Origin of the sequence: Paracoccus shanxieyensis, from assembly GCF_009711265.1 — a bacterium.
Taxonomy (GTDB): Bacteria; Pseudomonadota; Alphaproteobacteria; order Rhodobacterales; family Rhodobacteraceae; genus Paracoccus; species Paracoccus shanxieyensis.
Genome location: NZ_WMII01000002.1, coordinates 238024 through 253645 on the forward strand (window position 1 = coordinate 238024; position 15622 = coordinate 253645).

Here is a 15622-nt window from a genome sequence, read left to right on the forward strand (position 1 = left end):
GCTTCCGCATGCCCCGCATTCTGGTGGCGCTGATGCTGCGCGAGATGGCCACGACCTATGGCCGTTCCGCAGGGGGCTATATCTGGGCGATTCTTGAGCCGGTGCTGGGCGTCGTGCTGTTGTCGGTGGTGTTCAGCATGGCGCTGACACGGCCCGGCCTGGGCAGCAACTTCCCGCTGTTCTATGCCACGGGATTTCTGCCCTTCACGATGTTTCTGGACCTGTCGTCCAAGGTGGCGCAATCCATCCGCTATTCCCGGCCATTTCTGGCCTATCCCAGCGTGACATATCTGGATGCGATGCTGGCGCGGGTGCTGCTTAACGCATTGACACATATCGTGGTCATGACCGTCGTCATCGGCGGGATCTTCTTTCTGTATCAACTGCCTCCGGTGGTTAATCTGGCCGAGATCTTCGAGGCGATCCTGATGATTATCGCCTTTGCCGTCGGGGTGGGGACGCTGAACTGTTACCTGTTCACGGCCTTTCCGGTCTGGGAACGGGCATGGGGCATCCTGACGCGGCCGCTGTTTCTGATGTCGGGGATCTTCTTTCTGTATGACATGATGCCGCCGATGGCGCAGAACGTGCTTTGGTATAACCCGGTGCTGCACTGCATTTCGCAGCTTCGGCGCGGGGTTTACCCGACCTATCAGGCCAATTTCATCGAACCGGCCTTCGTCTTTGGCACGGCGGTGGTCGTGCTGCTGTTCGGGCTGCTGTTGCTGTCGCGCAACGCCCGCGATCTGTTAGAGCGTTAAAGCAGCAGATCGCCTGCGGTGATCGCCAGAATCGACCCCAGCGAAACGGCCAGATCGGTCACACCGTCGCCATTCAGGTCGATTTCCAGCATCCGCCCGGTTTCTGCCGTCCAATAGCTGCGGAGCTGCGGCGCGCCCGAGAATGCGTCCTGTCCGATGAAGCTTAAGCCCAATCCCCGGAAGTCCATCAGATCCTGCCCGCCCTGAAAATCGACGATGGTATCGGTGCTGCGGTCGAAATCGTCGGGGTTGGTAAAGACGAACACATCCCAGCCCGCGCCGCCCTGCAGCCGGTCGCTGCCGCTGCCGCCCTGCAGCGTGTCATTGCCGCCACCGCCGATCAGCGTGTCATTGCCCGCACCGCCCGACAGGATGTTATTGCCGTAAAGATCGGTCAGCAGATCGTTGCCAGCGTCTCCGAACAGGGTGTCGCTGCCGGTGCCGCCATCCAGTGTATCGCCGCCGTCGCCGCCATAGATCAGGTCGTCACCCTCGCCGCCGACCAGCAGATCGAAGCCGCCGCCGCCCCATAGCGTGTCCTTGCCCGCCCCGCCCTCCAGCGTGTCGTTGCCACCATTGCCCGACAGCAGGTCATCGCCTTCACTGCCCCGCAGCAGATCGTCGCCGTCGCCGCCCATCAGCGTGTCATTGCCCAGGCCGCCGATCATGAAATCGTTGCCCGCCTCGCCCATCAGAACATCGTCGCCATCATGGCCTTCCATCCGGTCGTTGCCCGCGCCGCCCCAGATCGTGTCGTTGCCCGCCTGACCGACCAGAGTGTCGTTGCCGTCGCCCCCGGACAGCAGATCGTCGCCATCCTGCCCATACAGCGCGTCATTGCCCGCCTGACCCCAAAGCGTGTCATTGCCCGCGCCACCCGACAATTGATCGTGGCCCGCGCCGCCATCCAGCATGTCATTGCCATCTTCGCCCATCAGCACGTCGTCGCCATCGCCGCCGGACAGCGTGTCATGTCCGTCGCCGCCCAGCAGGCGGTCATTGCCCGCCTCTCCGTTCAGCACGTCATTGCCCGCGCCGCCGATCAGCGTGTCATGGCCCGGCCCGCCGATCAGCAGGTCATTGCCCGCGCCGCCGCCCAGCCAGTCATTGCCGCCATGGCCCGCCAGCGTGTCGTTGCCGTCATCGCCCGACAGGTGGTCATTGCCGTCGCCGCCATAGATCAGGTCATCGCCCGCGTCGCCATAAACCAGATCGTCGCCCGCGCCCGCGTTGATCGTGTCATTGCCGGGCCCGCCCCAGATGCGGTCATTGCCCCCGGCCGAGTTGATGTTGTCATCGCCATCCTGCCCGAAGATCGTGTCATGCCCCGGCCCGGTGATGATGCGGTCATTGCCGAAGCCCGCCCAGATCGCGTTGTTGCCCAACTGATCGACGATGAAGTCATCGCCGCGTTCGCCATAGATGCGGTCGTCCCCGGCCTCGCCCTGAATCGTGTCGGTGCCGTCGCCGCCATACAGCGTGTCATTGCCGTTGCCGCCGCGGATCACGTCATTTCCCGCGCCGCCCCGGATCACGTCGTCGCCGTTATTGCCCGACAACTGGTCGTCGCCCGCATAGCCGTTCAGCCAGTCATTGCCGTCGCCGCCCTGCATCATGTCATTGCCGTCACCGCCCTGCATCAGGTCGTTGCCCGCCAGCCCATACATGTTCGAGCCATAGCGCCCGGCGGTCAGCGTGTCGTTGCGCGGCGTGCCCATGATATTGCTGCGCATGTCGGGCGGGTCGTAATGCGCGATCGGAAACAACGAGTTGTCAAAGAAATTCGCCTGCAGCCCCGATCCGTCGCGGGTCCGGATCCAGACCACTGAATTGCCGAAAAAGATCTTGATGCCGTCGCTTTGCGGGCTGAAGACCAGTTGCGACATGCTGCGGATCATGCCCAGCCCGGACAGGTCCAACCGGTCCTTGCCCGGCTCGAAATCGGTGATGACGATGCGGCCATTCACCTCGGCCGCGACGAACAGGTCGCTGCCCTCACCGCCCGTCATCGTGACCTGCGTGCTGCCCGCGATCAGGATGTCGTCGCCGTCGCCGCCGATCAGCGTGGTCGTCTGGCTGCCCGCACGCAGCATGTCCGCGCCAGATGTGCCGGTCACGCGACCGCTGCCCGTCACCGTCGTCTGCCCGATCTGTCCCGGTTCAAAGACGAATTGCGTCACGCCGCGTTCCGTGCGCGAGGCGACGAAGACCGCGATGCGCCCGTCGATCACCACCGCCGAGATCGACGACACATCCGCCATCGCGCGGTCATCTGCGTCGATCAGCGTGGCAAGGTGCAGAAGGTGGCCGTCGGGCATGATGGTAAAGACCGAGATCCCGTCATCCGCGCCGCCCGCAAAGATGAAGGCGCGCCCGTCCAGCATCACGGCATCCAGCGCCGAGGCGCCGCGGAACCTTGTGCCAAGCTCGTCGATGATGTGGTCCGCAGGCTCCAGCGTGCCACCATAGGTCACGCGCAGCGTCGTCAGCGACGAACTTTGGGCCGAGGCGACGACCAGATAGGTCACGCCCATCACCGTCACGGTGGCGATATGGCTGGGCGCGTTCAGCCCCAGCCCGCGATCGGCCCACAGCAGCCGCGCCGCGCCCAGGGTGCCGTCGCCATTCACCCCCTGAATCGCCAGATAATTCCCCTGCGCCGACGTGCTGAGCATGAAGGTCCGGTCGCCGATGGCCACGGTCTTCATGTCGTCGATCTGCGTTCCGGGGATCCCCAACCCCCAGGGCAGATCGGATTTCGCCACCGCGCTGATGCTGCCATCGGCATTGACGCGCCACGTCTCGAACGTGGGGCGGTTGTCGCGGGCGGAAAAGATGAACTCGCCCTGCGGGGTGGTGAAACTGCCCATCAGCTTCACGTCGCGTCCCAGCCCGCCCATGCCGCCAAAGGCCGCGGCGCTGTCCAGCCCGCCCGAGGCATCCAGCATCGCGCCGCTGCCGATCGAGTTCGACAGCCCCGTGCCAAAGATCGCCGTGCCGCCGCCCGCATTGACCAACGCCACCGCAGGCCGGTCCAGATAGCCCACCTGCGGCCCCCATGCGCGGGCCGATGTCATCTCGATGGGCTGATCGGCCGCAGCAATGCGGTAGCTGGCCATACCGCCGCCGATATGGGTCACGCTGTAAAGCGTATATCCGCCCGAGGTCTGCGTGGCGCGCAGGTCCGTGATATTGGTCACGAACGTCGCCTCGCTCCCCAGATATGTTGCGACGTGCCGATAGGTGACCATGGCTCCATTGCCCGAAGGGATCAGAATATGCCCGAAAGCTAGCCCTCGGCGGTTTAACAAAGCCTTTAATCCGGCCTGCTGTCCAAGCCGTTTCGCCAAGCATTTTAGTATCTTCTTTCACAGAATTTCGGGGCGTTCCGGCTGGTGACTTGTGCGAGGCTGGAACATCGTCCATACCCGAGCGGCATGTGGCGACAGGCGGAAAATACCGATGCAGATTGAAAAAACGACGCTTCCCGGAGTGTTGGTTCTGGTGCCCAAACGGCATGGCGATGCGCGCGGGTTCTTCTCGGAAAGCTGGAACCGCAAGACCCTGCTGGACGCGGGTCTGGATCTGCCTGAATTCGTTCAGGATAACCATTCCGTCTCGGCCAGCGTCGGCACCTTGCGCGGGCTGCATTTCCAGTCCCCGCCCCATGCGCAGGGCAAGCTGGTGCGCTGCGGTCGCGGCAGGCTTTTCGATGTCGCCGTCGATATCCGCAAGGGCAGCCCGACCTATGGCCAATGGGTCGGCGAAGAACTGTCCTTTGAAAACGGTCGTCAGCTGTGGATCCCGGCCGGTTTTCTGCATGGCTTCGTCACGCGCGAAGCGGATACGGAAATTTGCTACAAATGCACCGATCATTACGCGCCCGATTGCGATGGCGCGGTCGCATGGAACAGCATCGGCATCGACTGGGGCATGACGGATCAGCCGCTTCTGTCCGCCAAGGACAGCATCGCTCCGGCGCTGGCGGATTTTGACAGCCCGTTTGTTTACGAAGGCCCTTTTGCATATGAGGCGCGCGCATGAAGATTCTTGTGACCGGAGGGGCGGGGTTCATCGGATCCGCCGTGGTTCGGCTGGCGGTGCGCCGCGGACATGAGGTGGTCAGCCTTGACGCGCTGACCTATGCCGCCAATCTGGAAAACGTGGCGTCGGTGTCGAACAGCCCGCTTTACGCCTTTGAGCAGGCCGATCTGCGCGACCGTGCCGCGCTGGACCGGGTGCTGGCCACGCACAAGCCCGATGCGATCATGCATCTGGCCGCCGAAAGCCATGTCGACAGATCCATCGACGGGCCGGGCGATTTCATCGAGACGAACATCACCGGCACCTATAACCTGCTGGAGGCCGCGCGCGCCTATTGGACCGCTGAGGGCCGCCCCGAAGGCTTCCGCCTTCACCACATCTCGACCGATGAGGTCTTCGGCTCGCTCGGGGAAACCGGGCAGTTCACCGAAGACACCCCCTATGATCCCCGCAGCCCCTATTCCGCCTCGAAGGCGGCATCGGACCATCTGGTGCGCGCCTGGCACGAAACCTATGGCCTGCCGGTGGTGCTGACCAATTGTTCCAACAATTACGGGCCGTTCCACTTCCCCGAAAAGCTGGTGCCGGTCGTCATCCTGAACGCGCTGCATGGCCGTCCCATCCCAGTCTATGGCGATGGCGGCAATGTCCGCGACTGGCTGTATGTCGAAGATCATGCCGATGCCCTGCTGCTGGTGCTGGAAAAGGGCGAACTGGGCCGCAGCTACAATATCGGCGGCGAGAATGAGGCGAAAAACATCGATCTGGTGCGCACGATCTGCGCGCATATGGACCGCCTGCGCCCCGAAAACGCGCCGCATGACAAGCTGATCACCTTCGTCACCGACCGGCCCGGCCATGACCGCCGTTACGCCATCGACCCGACCCGTATCCGCGAGGAACTGGGCTGGCGTCCCTCGGTCACGGTCGAGGAGGGGCTGGCGCGCACCGTCGAATGGTATCTGGACAATCAGGACTGGTGGCAGCCGCTGCTGGCCCGGCAGGGCGTGGGTCAGCGGCTGGGCACGGCATGAGCGGACTTCTGGTCTTTGGGCGCACGGGGCAGGTGGCGACCGAACTGGCGCGGCAGGCCCCCGATGCGGTGTTTCTGGGCCGCGATCAGGCCGATCTGTCCGACCCTGCCGCCTGTGCCGCAGCCATCCGTGACGCCGCCCCCGATGCGGTCATCAACGCCGCCGCCTATACCGCCGTCGACCGCGCGGAATCCGAGCCGGATCTGGCCCGCGCCGTCAATACCGATGCGCCCGTTGCCATGGCGCGGGCCTGCGCCGAGCTGGGGATCCCGTTTGTGCAGATCTCGACCGATTATGTCTTTGACGGCTCGGGCGACCGGCCTTGGGTCGAAAGCGACGCCACCGGCCCGCTGGGGGTCTATGGCGCGACGAAACTGGCAGCCGAGCAGGGGATCGCAGCAGCAGGCGGCACATGGGCGGTCCTGCGCACCTCATGGGTGTTTTCGGCGCATGGTGCGAATTTCGTCAAGACCATGATGCGGCTGGGTGGCCAGCGCGACACGCTGAACGTGGTCGCCGATCAGCATGGCGGACCGACCCCGGCTGCCGACATCGCCGCCGCTTGCCTGACCATGACCGCCGCGTTGCGCGATGGGTCGGCCAAGGGCGGCGTCTATCATTTCGCGGGCGCGCCCGACACGACATGGGCGGGCTTTGCGCGGCAGATCATGGCGCAGGCGGACCTTGCCTGTCAGGTCGGCGACATCGCCACCAGCGACTATCCCACTCCGGCGAAACGGCCGGGCAATTCGCGGCTTGATTGCACGGCCATCGCCCGCGATTTTGGTATCAGCCGCCCGGATTGGCGCGCGGCCCTGACGGATGTAGTGACGGAGCTTCAGACATGACCGAAGGCAAGACCACGGCAAGCGGGCGCAAGGGCATCATTCTGGCGGGCGGCTCCGGCACGCGGCTTTATCCGATCACCATGGGCGTGTCGAAGCAGCTTCTGCCGATCTATGACAAGCCGATGATCTATTACCCGATTTCGGTGCTGATGCTGGCCGGGATCCGCGAGATCGCGATCATCACCACGCCCGAGGATCAGGAACAGTTCCGCCGCCTGCTGGACGATGGCAGCCAGTGGGGCCTGCGCTTTGAATATATCGTGCAGCCGTCGCCTGACGGGCTGGCGCAGGCCTATATTCTGGCTGAGGAGTTTCTGGCCGGCGCGCCCTCGGCCATGGTGCTGGGCGACAACATCTTTTTCGGCCACGGCCTGCCCCTGCTGCTTGGGGCGGCGGATGCCAAGGCGCAAGGCGGCACGGTCTTTGGCTACCGCGTTGCCGACCCCGAACGCTATGGCGTCGTGGCCTTCGATGCCGAGGGGCAGGTCAGTTCGATCATCGAAAAGCCGCCGGTGCCGCCGTCGGATTACGCGGTGACGGGGCTGTATTTCCTTGATGGCACGGCCCCCCAGCGGGCGCGCAGCGTCCAGCCCTCGGACCGGGGCGAGCTTGAGATCACCACGCTGCTGGAAACCTATCTGCATGACGGCAGCCTGTCGGTCGAGCGCATGGGCCGCGGCTTTGCGTGGCTGGATACCGGCACCCATGCCAGCCTGCTGGACGCGGGCAATTTCGTGCGCACGCTTGAGCAGCGGCAGGGCCTGCAGACCGGCTGCCCCGATGAGATCGCGTTCGATCAAGGCTGGATCGACGCGGCGCAACTGGCCGAGCGCGCGAAGAAATTCGCCAAGAACGACTATGGCCGCTATCTGATGCGCCTGCTGGGCTGACGCGTCCGGGGCGGTCCGTGGCGTTGGCGCGCTAAGTTTTCTGTGCTGGCGGCGCGGGTGGAAGCGGCGGCTACGCGGTTTCTAAGAAAGGCGCGCGCTGGTCGGGTTGCGGCATTTGTGTGGCTGCCATGGGGTGCGTTGTCCGGCAGTGAGTTGCTTGACGGAGCTTCGCTTGGCGATCGACAGGACGCGTCGGTTTTGCACAGATCGTTAAGGATCGGCGCGACCCCGCAGGCTGTTGGTGGATCTGGCGCTGTGGCTCGCTTGGCCCGTCGTGCCGCTGAAACGCCCGGACGCGATGCGTTTTTTTAATCTTGCGCCGCCATGGGCGACGGATTTGTCGTGCCTGTCGTGCCTGTCGTGCCTGTCGTGCCTGTCGTGCCTGTCGTGCCTGTCGTGCCTAGCTAACACGCCCGTCAGGTCGACCGCCGCAACCGCCCAGCCAGCGCCGCCGCGCCGACCGCAAGCGTGCCACTGCGCGTCTGTCGGTAAAGCCCCATCCGCAGCATCAGCATCGCGGCGCGCAGGCCCGCCGCATCAAGCAAACCGCCGAACTGCCGCAAAAGCGGCTGATTTTCTGCGGTGAACAGATGCGAGACAGGCTCCAACGCCGCTTGGTTCTGCGCCAGCCAGCCCGCAACCTGCCCGTCGCAACGCCTGCTGAACAGCCGCGCGTCAGTTCGACCGCCGCAATCGCCCCGTCAGCGCCGCCGCGTTGACCGCAAGTGTGCGACTGCGCGTCTGTCGGTAAAGCCCCATCCGCAGCATCAGCATCGCGACGGGTGGACCCGAGGCATCCAGAAAACCGTCGAACTGCCGTAAAGGCAGATGAAATTCTGCGGCGAACAAATGCGAGATCGGCTTCTGCGCCGTTTGGTTCTGGGCCAGCCCGCAACCTGCCCGTCGCAACGCCTGCTGAACAGCCGCGCGTCAGTTCGACCGCCGCAATCGCCCGGCCAGCGCCGCCGCGTTGACCGCAAGTGTGCCGCTGCGCGTCTGTCGGTAAAGCCCCATCCGCAGCATCAGCATCGCGGCGCGTGGACCCGAGGCATCCAGAAAACAGCCGAACTGCCGCAAAAGCCGTTGATTTTCTGCGGTAAACAGATGCGAGACAGGCTCCAGCGCCGCTTGGTTCTGCGCCAGCCACCCCGCGAATTGCCCGTCGAACAGCATCCCGAACCGCGCGGCGCGCGCGCGCGTGGTATCGTTGCGCCCCATGACATTGGCAGAGTGCTGCCGATACAGCACGACCTGAGCCTTGTCGCGAAAGATGTCCGCACCTGCTCCGGCAAGCAGCTGATAGGTCCACCAGTCATGCGAAACGATCTTTGCCTGCGTCGCGGCAACGATTCCGCGCTGCAACAGCCGCAAGGCTGCGGCGTTCGCGACCGTGGTATTGCCTGGCAGGCAGGCCTGTATCAGCGCATTGCGCAAGCCGAACGGTCCCGGAAAATGCGGCGCAGGCGCAAGCGGATGCAAGTCATGGTCGCAGATCGTGGTGCGCGCGGCATAGACCGCGGGTCCCGTCCGTTGCGACAGATGTGCGACCGCGCGGGCCAGCTTGTCGGGCTGCCACAGATCGTCCTGATCGCAATAGGCAAACCAGCTGTCGCCCTCGACCTTTTCCAGCAGTTGCAGAAAATTCGCTGTCGCCCCCTGACAAGGACCGTCGGTCAGCCGGATGCGCCCATCGCCCAGCTGGTCCGCATAGCGCGCCACGATCTGCCGGGTCGCGTCGGTCGAGCCGTCATCGGATACGATCAACTGCCAGTCCGGGAAGCTTTGCCCCAGAATGCTGTCCAGTTGTGTCGGCAGGTAATCCGCACCATTGCGGGTCGCCATGATGATGGTGATCAGGGGGCGCAAGGCACGTCCTTTATGCAGCAGGTCGATCCTGACCTATCGCAATCCGGTGCCCCTGCGCCAGTTATTGCTCTTGCCGGGCGATATCCTCGATCAGAACACGGTTGATATCCGGGCCGCTGGCGGTCCGGGCTGCGGCCAGCAAGGCCTTGCGCAGCCGGTCCTGACTGGGTTCTGCGGTGAAATTGCCGTCGAACGCGCCGGTATTGGCCTCGATCATCAGCCCGTTCAGCAGGGCATCACGCAGGCGATGCTCTTGCGCCTCGATGCGAGGGCGGGCGTCGCCCGGGATTTCCAGCGTCAGGGACAGCACCATGACCGCGTCCGTCCTGCCATTGCGCATCACCGGCACGAAGAACTGGTTTGGGAACTTGAACCAGTCCTGGGCCGCGGCCTCGCCCTCGGGCTTGGCTGGCTCATGCGCGGGGGCTTCGTCTTCGGCTTTCGCGTCATGCGCGGCCTCGGGCTTTTCGGCCTCGGCATGGCCGTCGGCCTTTTCGTGGCCATCGGTCTTGGCGTCGGCCTTGCCGCTGCCCAGCATATCGCCGCCGACAGCGCCGCCCAGAAAGGCCAGCAGGGGCAGCACAAGCATCAGGATCTTCTTCATCTTGGGCGTCCCCTGTCAGTAGGGCAAAAGAATATCGGCCACCTGCTGGCCATAGCGCGGCTGCTGCACATCGCTGATCTGGCCCCGCCCGCCATAGGCGATCCGGGCACCCGCGATGCGGTCATAGGCGATTTCGTTGCGTCGCCCGATATCCGAGGGGCGGACAAAGCCGCTGACGGTCAGCACGCGGATCTCATAGTTCACGCGCACCTCTTGCGAGCCTTCGATGCGCAGGACGCCGTTCGGTAGCCGCTCGATCACGGTCGCCGCGACCCTCAGGGTGATCTTGTCCTTGCGACTGATATTGCCGCTGCCCTTGAAGGTCGACGATCCCTTGGCTTCGGCCAGTTCGTCCATGCTGGCGCCTTCGGGCAGGATCTCATCGATACGCTGCGACAGACCTGCCATCGCCGGGATGCTGACCTTGTCCGAAGAACTGCGGCTGCGCCCCGAGCTGTTCTGGATCGAGGCCTGATCGTTGATCTCGATCACCACGGTCAGGATGTCGCCCCGGTTCGAGGCGCGGCGATCCGCAACCAGCGAATTCTGCGACACCGACCACAGCGATGCGGCGCTGTCCGGCCGCGCCGGCAGTTCGGGAATGACCGGCGCGGTCATTGCCTCATATTCGGCGCTAGTGGCGGCCTCGGTCATCTGAGGCGTGCGTCCGACCTGACTGACGCGCCCGCAGGCCGAGACGCCGATTGCCAGAAGCCCGCAGGCCAGAAGAAGCTGCGCATTCTGTCGCATGTGATTTTCCTAGTTCTGCGCCACGATCACCGAGCCGTCGGGCGCAACGCGCCCCACGACCGTGACCCGTGAGCTGTTGTTGAGCACGCGCACCATCTCTCCGACACTGCCCGCCGCCATGGCGCGGCCCTCGGCTTCGATGCGCAGGGCGCCGCGTTCAAAGATGATGGTGACGATCTGGTTGCGATCGACCAGCTTGGGCGATGCGACATGGCGCGGCTGCACCGGGCGGCCTTCGGCGACCATGACCTGCAATTGCTGGCCCACAACCTGATCCAGATCGCCGATGCCGCCTTGCTGACCGGGGTCCATGCGGACATCTTGCGGCAGGATCACCATGCCGGCGCTGAGCGTTCGGGTGGCCACGACGGAATCGGCCTGCGCAGGCGGGGCAGACAGGGCAAGAAGCGCCAGAACGACCCGCATCAGCGCACCTGCACCGTGGCACCCAGCATCTGGTCGGCGGCGGTGATGACCTTCGAATTCAGCTCATAACCGCGCTGCGCCTTGATAAGCTCGGTGATCTCGCGCACGGGGTCGACGGCGCTTTCCTCCAGATAGCCTGCGCGCAAGGTGCCCAGGCCCTCCTCGCCGGGGGCGGCGACAAGCGGCAGACCCGAGGCGGTGGTTTCCAGAAACAGATTGCCGCCGGTCGCCTCAAGGCCCTTTTCGTTGACGAAATTCGCCAGCGTGATCTGGCCAAGGTTTTCGGGTTCGACCTGATCGGCGAAAAACGCCATCACCTCGCCCGCGGGGCTGATCGCGATGCTGCGGGCCTCTTGCGGGATGGTGATGTCGGGAACCAGCGGATAGCCCTCGGAGGTAACGATCTGCCCCTCGGCCGAGCGTTTCAGGCTGCCGTCGCGCGTGTAAGCCGAGTTTCCGGCGGGCATCTGGACCTCCAGATAGCCGTTTCCTTCGATCGCGATGTCCAGATCGCCTCCGGTCTGCACCGGGCTGCCCTGGCCCAGCATGACGGTAACGGCGGCGGGGCGTACCCCAAGGCCAAGCTGCACACCCGCCGGCACCATCGCGCCGTTGGTGGCGGTCAGCGTGCCGGGGCGTGTGGCCTGCTGATATTGCAGGTCGGCAAATTCGGCGCGGCGCGGGTTGTATCCCGTGGTCGACATGTTCGCGAGGTTGTTCGAGATGACCTCGACGCGCATCTGCTGTGCGCTCATGCCGGTGGCGGCGATCTGAAGGGCTTTCATGCGTGATCCTTTATCGCGTGAGCGAGGTTATGGCCTGCCGGATGCGCTGGTCTTCCTGATCCAGAAAGGACTGGCCCAGTTCATAGGCGCGCTGGACCTCGATCATGCGGGCGATCTCGGTCACGGGATTGACGTTGGATTCCTCGACGAAGCCCTGGCGGACGCGGGCATCTTCCAAGGGCTCGATGCCGTCGCCGGCTTCAAAAAGCGTGCCAGCGACATGGCGCAGATCCGACGGGTCGGGATTGGCGAACACCCCGACGCGGCCCAGCGGCTGACCGTCTGCCGAGACCGTGCCGTCGGGGCCGATGCCGATGCTGCCGCTGCCGGGGGGCACCACGATCGGAGCCTGCCCGTCGTCCAGCACCTGATAGCCGTCCGGGTTGATCAGTTCGCCCTCGGCATTGGTCATGAAGGCCCCGGCGCGGGTCAGGCGGTTGCCCTGCGGGGTCTGCACCATGAAGAAGCCGTCGCCCTCGATCGCCAGATCATAGGTGCCGTTGGTCTGGGTGATGCCGCCCGGTTCCAGATCGACCATGCGCCCGCGGATATTGGCCATGGCCAGCGTGTCGCCGTGATTGCCCAAGGGCACCATGTATTCGGAAAAGATCACGCCTTCCCGGCGAAACCCGGTGGTGTTCGCGTTCGCCATATTGTTGGCGATGGCACGCATTTCGTTCATCAGACCGGATTGCCGCGTCAGCGAGGCATAGATCGCGTTATCCATCTATTGCCCCACGATCTGCGGAATGATCTGGTCGGTGAAGAAGCCGGCCAGCGTCGCGGTCATGAAGCTCATGCTGACCCAGAACACGACCAGCATCACCCCGATCTTCGGCACGAAGGTCAGCGTCATCTCTTGAACCGAGGTCAGCGCCTGAAACAGGCCGATGACCACGCCGATGACCAGCGCCACGGCCAGCAGCGGGGCCGACATGCGTACGGCGATCCACAGCGCCTGTCGCGTCAGGTCAAAGATCAGGTTCTGATCCATCAGACCGGCATCCGCAGGATTTCCTGATACGCCTCGACCACCTTGTCGCGAATGGCGACGGCGGTTTCCAGCGCGACCTCGGCCTGAGCGATGCTTTGCACAAGCTGATGCGTGTCGGTGGCGCCGGTCATGGCGCCGGTGGCCTGAATGTCCACCTGCTCCATTACGCGGGCAAAATCGGTCGCGGCGCGGCTGGCGCCTGCGGGCAGGCCCTCGGCGGGTGCGACCGCAGGGCGGGCGCGGTCATAGGCGGTGGCGGCAAGGGTCGGGCTAATCATCGGGGTTCTCCCTGTTTTAGCGGCGGATCAGGTCAAGCAGCGCGCTGCCCATCTGCCGGGATTGTTCAAAGACGCGCAGGTTGGCCTCATAGCTGCGGCCTGCCTCGCGGGCATCGGCGACCTCGACCACCAGGTCGACGTTCGAGCCGTCGTAATAGCCACTGTCATCGGCCATCGGGTTAGACGGCTCATAGATGCGGGGCAGTTCACGGCGGTCCAGCCGGGTCGGACTGGCCTCGACCCCGCCATTGGCGCGGCCGAAATCCACCTGCTCCTCGAACGAGACAAGCTTGCGGCGATAGCCGGGCGTGTCGACATTGGCGATGTTTTCGGACACATGTCGCAGCCTGTTGGCCTGCGCCCGCATCCCCGAGGCGGAGATTTCAACGGCTGAAAGCTGATCGGTCATGGTGCTGCCCCCTTATGCCCGACGGCCAAGACTGGTGCGGATCATCGACAGCGATGAGCGTGTGACCGCCAGCGACAGATCGAATTCGCGCTTGGCCTGCGCGATCCGGATCATCTCATCCTCAAGCGAAACGGTGTTGCCATTGGGCGCGGGTTCGCTGGCCAGATCCTTGGGACGGCCTGCGCCGCCCCAGCTGACGCCCGTGACATGGCTGGGCCGCGTCGCGCGCATCTCGACCGCGACGCCCGAGCGGTAGGTTTCGGAAAATCGTGCAAGATCGCGGGCCCGGAAGCCGGGCGTGTCGGCGTTCGCCACATTCTGCGCGATCAGCTTTTGCCGTTCAGTGGCATGGGCAGTCATCGAACTGGCCATGCGCAGCGTTTCGATCCGGTCAAACATCCAGGCTTCTCCTGACTTCGATAAACCCGGTCTTAACTCCAATAGGTTTAGAAACCCTTCACAGCGCCCGTTTGCGGCGAAAAAATCGGAGAGGCAGATGGACAGGATGCAGGCCACCGCCCAAAGGATCAGGCATATGGGCATGTCGCGATATTTCGGCAGCGTGCAGGCGATTCAGGCGGGGACGATCCGGCTGGCCGGGTTGGGACACCATGCCTCGGTCGGGGATCGCGTCTCATTTTCAATGCCTTATGGCGCGTCTTTGGCGGGTGAAGTCGTCTCGCTGGAGGCGGGCTTTGTGCATGTCTTGCCCGAAGGTCCGCCCGAAGGCATGTCGCAGGGCACCGAGGCCGAGCTGCTTTTCGCGCCCCGTCTGGCGCCCGCCGATTCGTGGATCGGCCGAATCATCGACCCGCTGGGGCAGCCGCTGGATGGCCGCCCCTTGGCCGCCGGTCCGCGCGCGCGTGCCTTTCGCAGCCCGCCACCGCCCGCCGCAAGCCGCAACCGGCTGGGCGCGCGGCTGGATACCGGGCTTGCCGTCTTCGACACGCTGCTGCCTTTGGTGCGCGGTCAGCGGATGGGGCTGTTCGCGGGCTCGGGCGTGGGCAAATCCACGCTGCTGTCGATGCTGGCAAAAGGCGTTTCGGCAGATGTCGTCGTGATCGGCCTGATCGGCGAACGTGGCCGCGAATTGCGCGAATTCGTCGAAGAAACCCTGGGTGACGAAGGGCTTGCGCGCGCCGTCGTGATCGCCGCCACCTCGGATCAGTCGCCTCTGATGCGGCGTCGCTGCGCGTGGGCTGCCATGACCGTGGCCGAGCATTTCCGCGATCAGGGCAAGCATGTGCTGTTTTTGGCCGATTCGATCACCCGCTTTGCCGAAGCCCATCGCGAAATCGCGCTGTCCGCAGGTGAGGCCGCAAGCTATCGCGGGTTTCCGCCCTCGACCTCGCAATTGATCATGTCGCTGGCGGAAAGGTCGGGGCCGGGTCCGCAGGGCTCGGGCGATATCACCGCGATTTTCAGCGTGCTGGTCGCCGGGTCCGATATGGAGGAGCCGGTCGCCGACATCCTCCGCGGCACGCTGGACGGCCATGTCGTGCTGGACCGCGCCATTGCCGAACGCGGTCGCTTCCCGGCTGTCGATGTGCTGCGGTCGGTGTCGCGGTCGCTGCCACATGCCGCAAGCCTGTCGGAAAACGCGCTGATCGCCCGCGCCCGCGCCATGCTGGGCATCTATGCCGAATCGGAACTGATGGTGCGGGCGGGCCTTTATGCGGCGGGGACCGATCCCAAGCTGGATGAGGCGGTGCGGATCAATCCGGCGCTGGATGCGTTCTTTTCACGAAAAAGCGATGATGCCCGCCAGTCATTTCAGTTCCTTGCCGAGGCGCTGGCCGGGCAGGGGGGCAGGTGAGTTTTCAGAAAGGTCTTTTCATTTCAGGGAAATATGCCAGATTGATGAATGTTAAAACGGCATCGTGGGACATTGCACACGGCAAGACGAGTTGACAATCTCCTGCGGTCGAGCCGG

General features: G+C 64.5%; 18 protein-coding genes. 6 read left to right on the forward strand and 12 right to left on the reverse strand.

Features of this window, described 5'->3' with window-relative positions; translation table 11 throughout:
• The first annotated feature begins 8 nt into the window (after positions 1-8).
• Positions 9-761 carry an ABC transporter permease gene (locus tag GL284_RS03130; protein ID WP_155043185.1) on the forward strand — a complete coding sequence of 251 codons (753 nt, stop codon included), beginning with the start codon at positions 9-11 and terminating at the stop codon, positions 759-761.
• Here the strand turns inward: GL284_RS03130 and GL284_RS03135 are convergent.
• Positions 758-3961: a calcium-binding protein gene (locus tag GL284_RS03135; RefSeq protein ID WP_341870315.1), complete on the reverse strand. Its 3204-nt coding sequence runs from the start codon at positions 3959-3961 to the stop codon at positions 758-760. The genes GL284_RS03130 and GL284_RS03135 overlap by 4 nt on opposite strands.
• 262 nt (positions 3962-4223) lie before the next feature.
• Here GL284_RS03135 and rfbC point away from each other — a divergent pair, with 262 nt between their 5' ends.
• The 4 genes from rfbC to rfbA are packed head-to-tail and all read left to right on the forward strand — an operon-like array spanning position 4224 to position 7577.
• On the forward strand, positions 4224-4805 hold the full coding sequence (gene rfbC / locus GL284_RS03140; RefSeq protein WP_155043186.1) for a dTDP-4-dehydrorhamnose 3,5-epimerase: 582 nt from the start codon (positions 4224-4226) through the stop codon (positions 4803-4805).
• Entirely contained in the window at positions 4802-5839 is a 1038-nt protein-coding gene (gene rfbB / locus GL284_RS03145; protein ID WP_155043187.1) for a dTDP-glucose 4,6-dehydratase, read from the forward strand. The genes rfbC and rfbB overlap by 4 nt, the downstream gene beginning before the upstream one ends.
• Positions 5836-6687 (forward strand): dTDP-4-dehydrorhamnose reductase, encoded by an 852-nt coding sequence (gene rfbD / locus GL284_RS03150; RefSeq protein ID WP_155043188.1) that lies wholly within the window; start codon positions 5836-5838, stop codon positions 6685-6687. The genes rfbB and rfbD overlap by 4 nt, the downstream gene beginning before the upstream one ends.
• Positions 6684-7577, forward strand: a complete 894-nt coding sequence (gene rfbA, locus GL284_RS03155) for a glucose-1-phosphate thymidylyltransferase RfbA (RefSeq protein WP_155043189.1) — start codon at positions 6684-6686, stop codon at positions 7575-7577. Before rfbD ends, rfbA begins: the two co-directional genes overlap by 4 nt.
• Before the next feature lie 416 nt (positions 7578-7993).
• On the opposite strand, the gene GL284_RS03160 is transcribed toward rfbA, so the two are convergent.
• From GL284_RS03160 to GL284_RS03210, 11 genes are all read right to left on the reverse strand, one after another.
• Positions 7994-8185 carry a hypothetical protein gene (locus GL284_RS03160; protein WP_155043190.1) on the reverse strand — a complete coding sequence of 64 codons (192 nt, stop codon included), beginning with the start codon at positions 8183-8185 and terminating at the stop codon, positions 7994-7996.
• 322 nt (positions 8186-8507) lie between these two features.
• Positions 8508-9443, reverse strand: coding sequence for a glycosyltransferase family 2 protein (locus tag GL284_RS03165; RefSeq protein WP_155043191.1), 936 nt, complete (start codon positions 9441-9443; stop codon positions 8508-8510).
• A gap of 61 nt (positions 9444-9504) precedes the next feature.
• Positions 9505-10047: a hypothetical protein gene (locus tag GL284_RS03170; protein WP_155043192.1), complete on the reverse strand. Its 543-nt coding sequence runs from the start codon at positions 10045-10047 to the stop codon at positions 9505-9507.
• A gap of 15 nt (positions 10048-10062) precedes the next feature.
• Complete coding sequence (gene flgH / locus GL284_RS03175; RefSeq protein WP_155043193.1) at positions 10063-10797, reverse strand: flagellar basal body L-ring protein FlgH; 735 nt, start codon at positions 10795-10797, stop codon at positions 10063-10065.
• 9 nt (positions 10798-10806) lie between these two features.
• A complete protein-coding gene (gene flgA / locus GL284_RS03180) occupies positions 10807-11223 on the reverse strand; it encodes a flagellar basal body P-ring formation chaperone FlgA (RefSeq protein ID WP_155043194.1) in 417 nt (138 codons plus the stop codon).
• The gene (gene flgG / locus GL284_RS03185) at positions 11223-12008 is read right to left on the reverse strand and encodes a flagellar basal-body rod protein FlgG (protein WP_155043195.1); all 786 of its coding nucleotides are present in this window, start codon (positions 12006-12008) and stop codon (positions 11223-11225) included. The genes flgA and flgG overlap by 1 nt, the downstream gene beginning before the upstream one ends.
• Positions 12009-12018: 10 nt before the next feature.
• Entirely contained in the window at positions 12019-12735 is a 717-nt protein-coding gene (locus tag GL284_RS03190; protein WP_155043196.1) for a flagellar hook-basal body complex protein, read from the reverse strand.
• A complete protein-coding gene (locus tag GL284_RS03195) occupies positions 12736-13002 on the reverse strand; it encodes a flagellar biosynthetic protein FliQ (protein WP_155043197.1) in 267 nt (88 codons plus the stop codon). It lies immediately after the preceding gene.
• The gene (gene fliE / locus GL284_RS03200) at positions 13002-13280 is read right to left on the reverse strand and encodes a flagellar hook-basal body complex protein FliE (protein WP_155043198.1); all 279 of its coding nucleotides are present in this window, start codon (positions 13278-13280) and stop codon (positions 13002-13004) included. The genes GL284_RS03195 and fliE overlap by 1 nt, the downstream gene beginning before the upstream one ends.
• Before the next feature lie 16 nt (positions 13281-13296).
• On the reverse strand, positions 13297-13689 hold the full coding sequence (gene flgC / locus GL284_RS03205; RefSeq protein WP_155043199.1) for a flagellar basal body rod protein FlgC: 393 nt from the start codon (positions 13687-13689) through the stop codon (positions 13297-13299).
• Positions 13690-13701: 12 nt separating this feature from the next.
• On the reverse strand, positions 13702-14088 hold the full coding sequence (locus tag GL284_RS03210) for a FlgB family protein (RefSeq protein WP_155043200.1): 387 nt from the start codon (positions 14086-14088) through the stop codon (positions 13702-13704).
• Positions 14089-14194: 106 nt separating this feature from the next.
• On the opposite strand from GL284_RS03210, the gene GL284_RS03215 reads away from it, so the two are divergent.
• Positions 14195-15505, forward strand: coding sequence for a FliI/YscN family ATPase (locus GL284_RS03215; RefSeq protein ID WP_155043284.1), 1311 nt, complete (start codon positions 14195-14197; stop codon positions 15503-15505).
• Positions 15506-15622 lie beyond the last annotated feature (117 nt).

What these genes read in the sequence shown, in the direction of transcription:
- GL284_RS03130 (WP_155043185.1), top strand. Translation starts at nt 9, where the DNA reads ATGCCCCGCATTCTGGTGGCGCTGATGCTGCGCGAGATGGCCACGACC.
- rfbC (WP_155043186.1), top strand. Translation starts at nt 4,224, where the DNA reads ATGCAGATTGAAAAAACGACGCTTCCCGGAGTGTTGGTTCTGGTGCCC.
- rfbB (WP_155043187.1), top strand. Translation starts at nt 4,802, where the DNA reads ATGAAGATTCTTGTGACCGGAGGGGCGGGGTTCATCGGATCCGCCGTG.
- rfbD (WP_155043188.1), top strand. Translation starts at nt 5,836, where the DNA reads ATGAGCGGACTTCTGGTCTTTGGGCGCACGGGGCAGGTGGCGACCGAA.
- rfbA (WP_155043189.1), top strand. Translation starts at nt 6,684, where the DNA reads ATGACCGAAGGCAAGACCACGGCAAGCGGGCGCAAGGGCATCATTCTG.
- GL284_RS03170 (WP_155043192.1), bottom strand. Translation starts at nt 10,047, where the DNA reads ATGAAGAAGATCCTGATGCTTGTGCTGCCCCTGCTGGCCTTTCTGGGC.
- flgH (WP_155043193.1), bottom strand. Translation starts at nt 10,797, where the DNA reads ATGCGACAGAATGCGCAGCTTCTTCTGGCCTGCGGGCTTCTGGCAATC.
- flgA (WP_155043194.1), bottom strand. Translation starts at nt 11,223, where the DNA reads ATGCGGGTCGTTCTGGCGCTTCTTGCCCTGTCTGCCCCGCCTGCGCAG.
- flgG (WP_155043195.1), bottom strand. Translation starts at nt 12,008, where the DNA reads ATGAAAGCCCTTCAGATCGCCGCCACCGGCATGAGCGCACAGCAGATG.
- GL284_RS03190 (WP_155043196.1), bottom strand. Translation starts at nt 12,735, where the DNA reads ATGGATAACGCGATCTATGCCTCGCTGACGCGGCAATCCGGTCTGATG.
- GL284_RS03195 (WP_155043197.1), bottom strand. Translation starts at nt 13,002, where the DNA reads ATGGATCAGAACCTGATCTTTGACCTGACGCGACAGGCGCTGTGGATC.
- fliE (WP_155043198.1), bottom strand. Translation starts at nt 13,280, where the DNA reads ATGATTAGCCCGACCCTTGCCGCCACCGCCTATGACCGCGCCCGCCCT.
- flgC (WP_155043199.1), bottom strand. Translation starts at nt 13,689, where the DNA reads ATGACCGATCAGCTTTCAGCCGTTGAAATCTCCGCCTCGGGGATGCGG.
- GL284_RS03210 (WP_155043200.1), bottom strand. Translation starts at nt 14,088, where the DNA reads ATGTTTGACCGGATCGAAACGCTGCGCATGGCCAGTTCGATGACTGCC.
- GL284_RS03215 (WP_155043284.1), top strand. Translation starts at nt 14,195, where the DNA reads ATGCAGGCCACCGCCCAAAGGATCAGGCATATGGGCATGTCGCGATAT.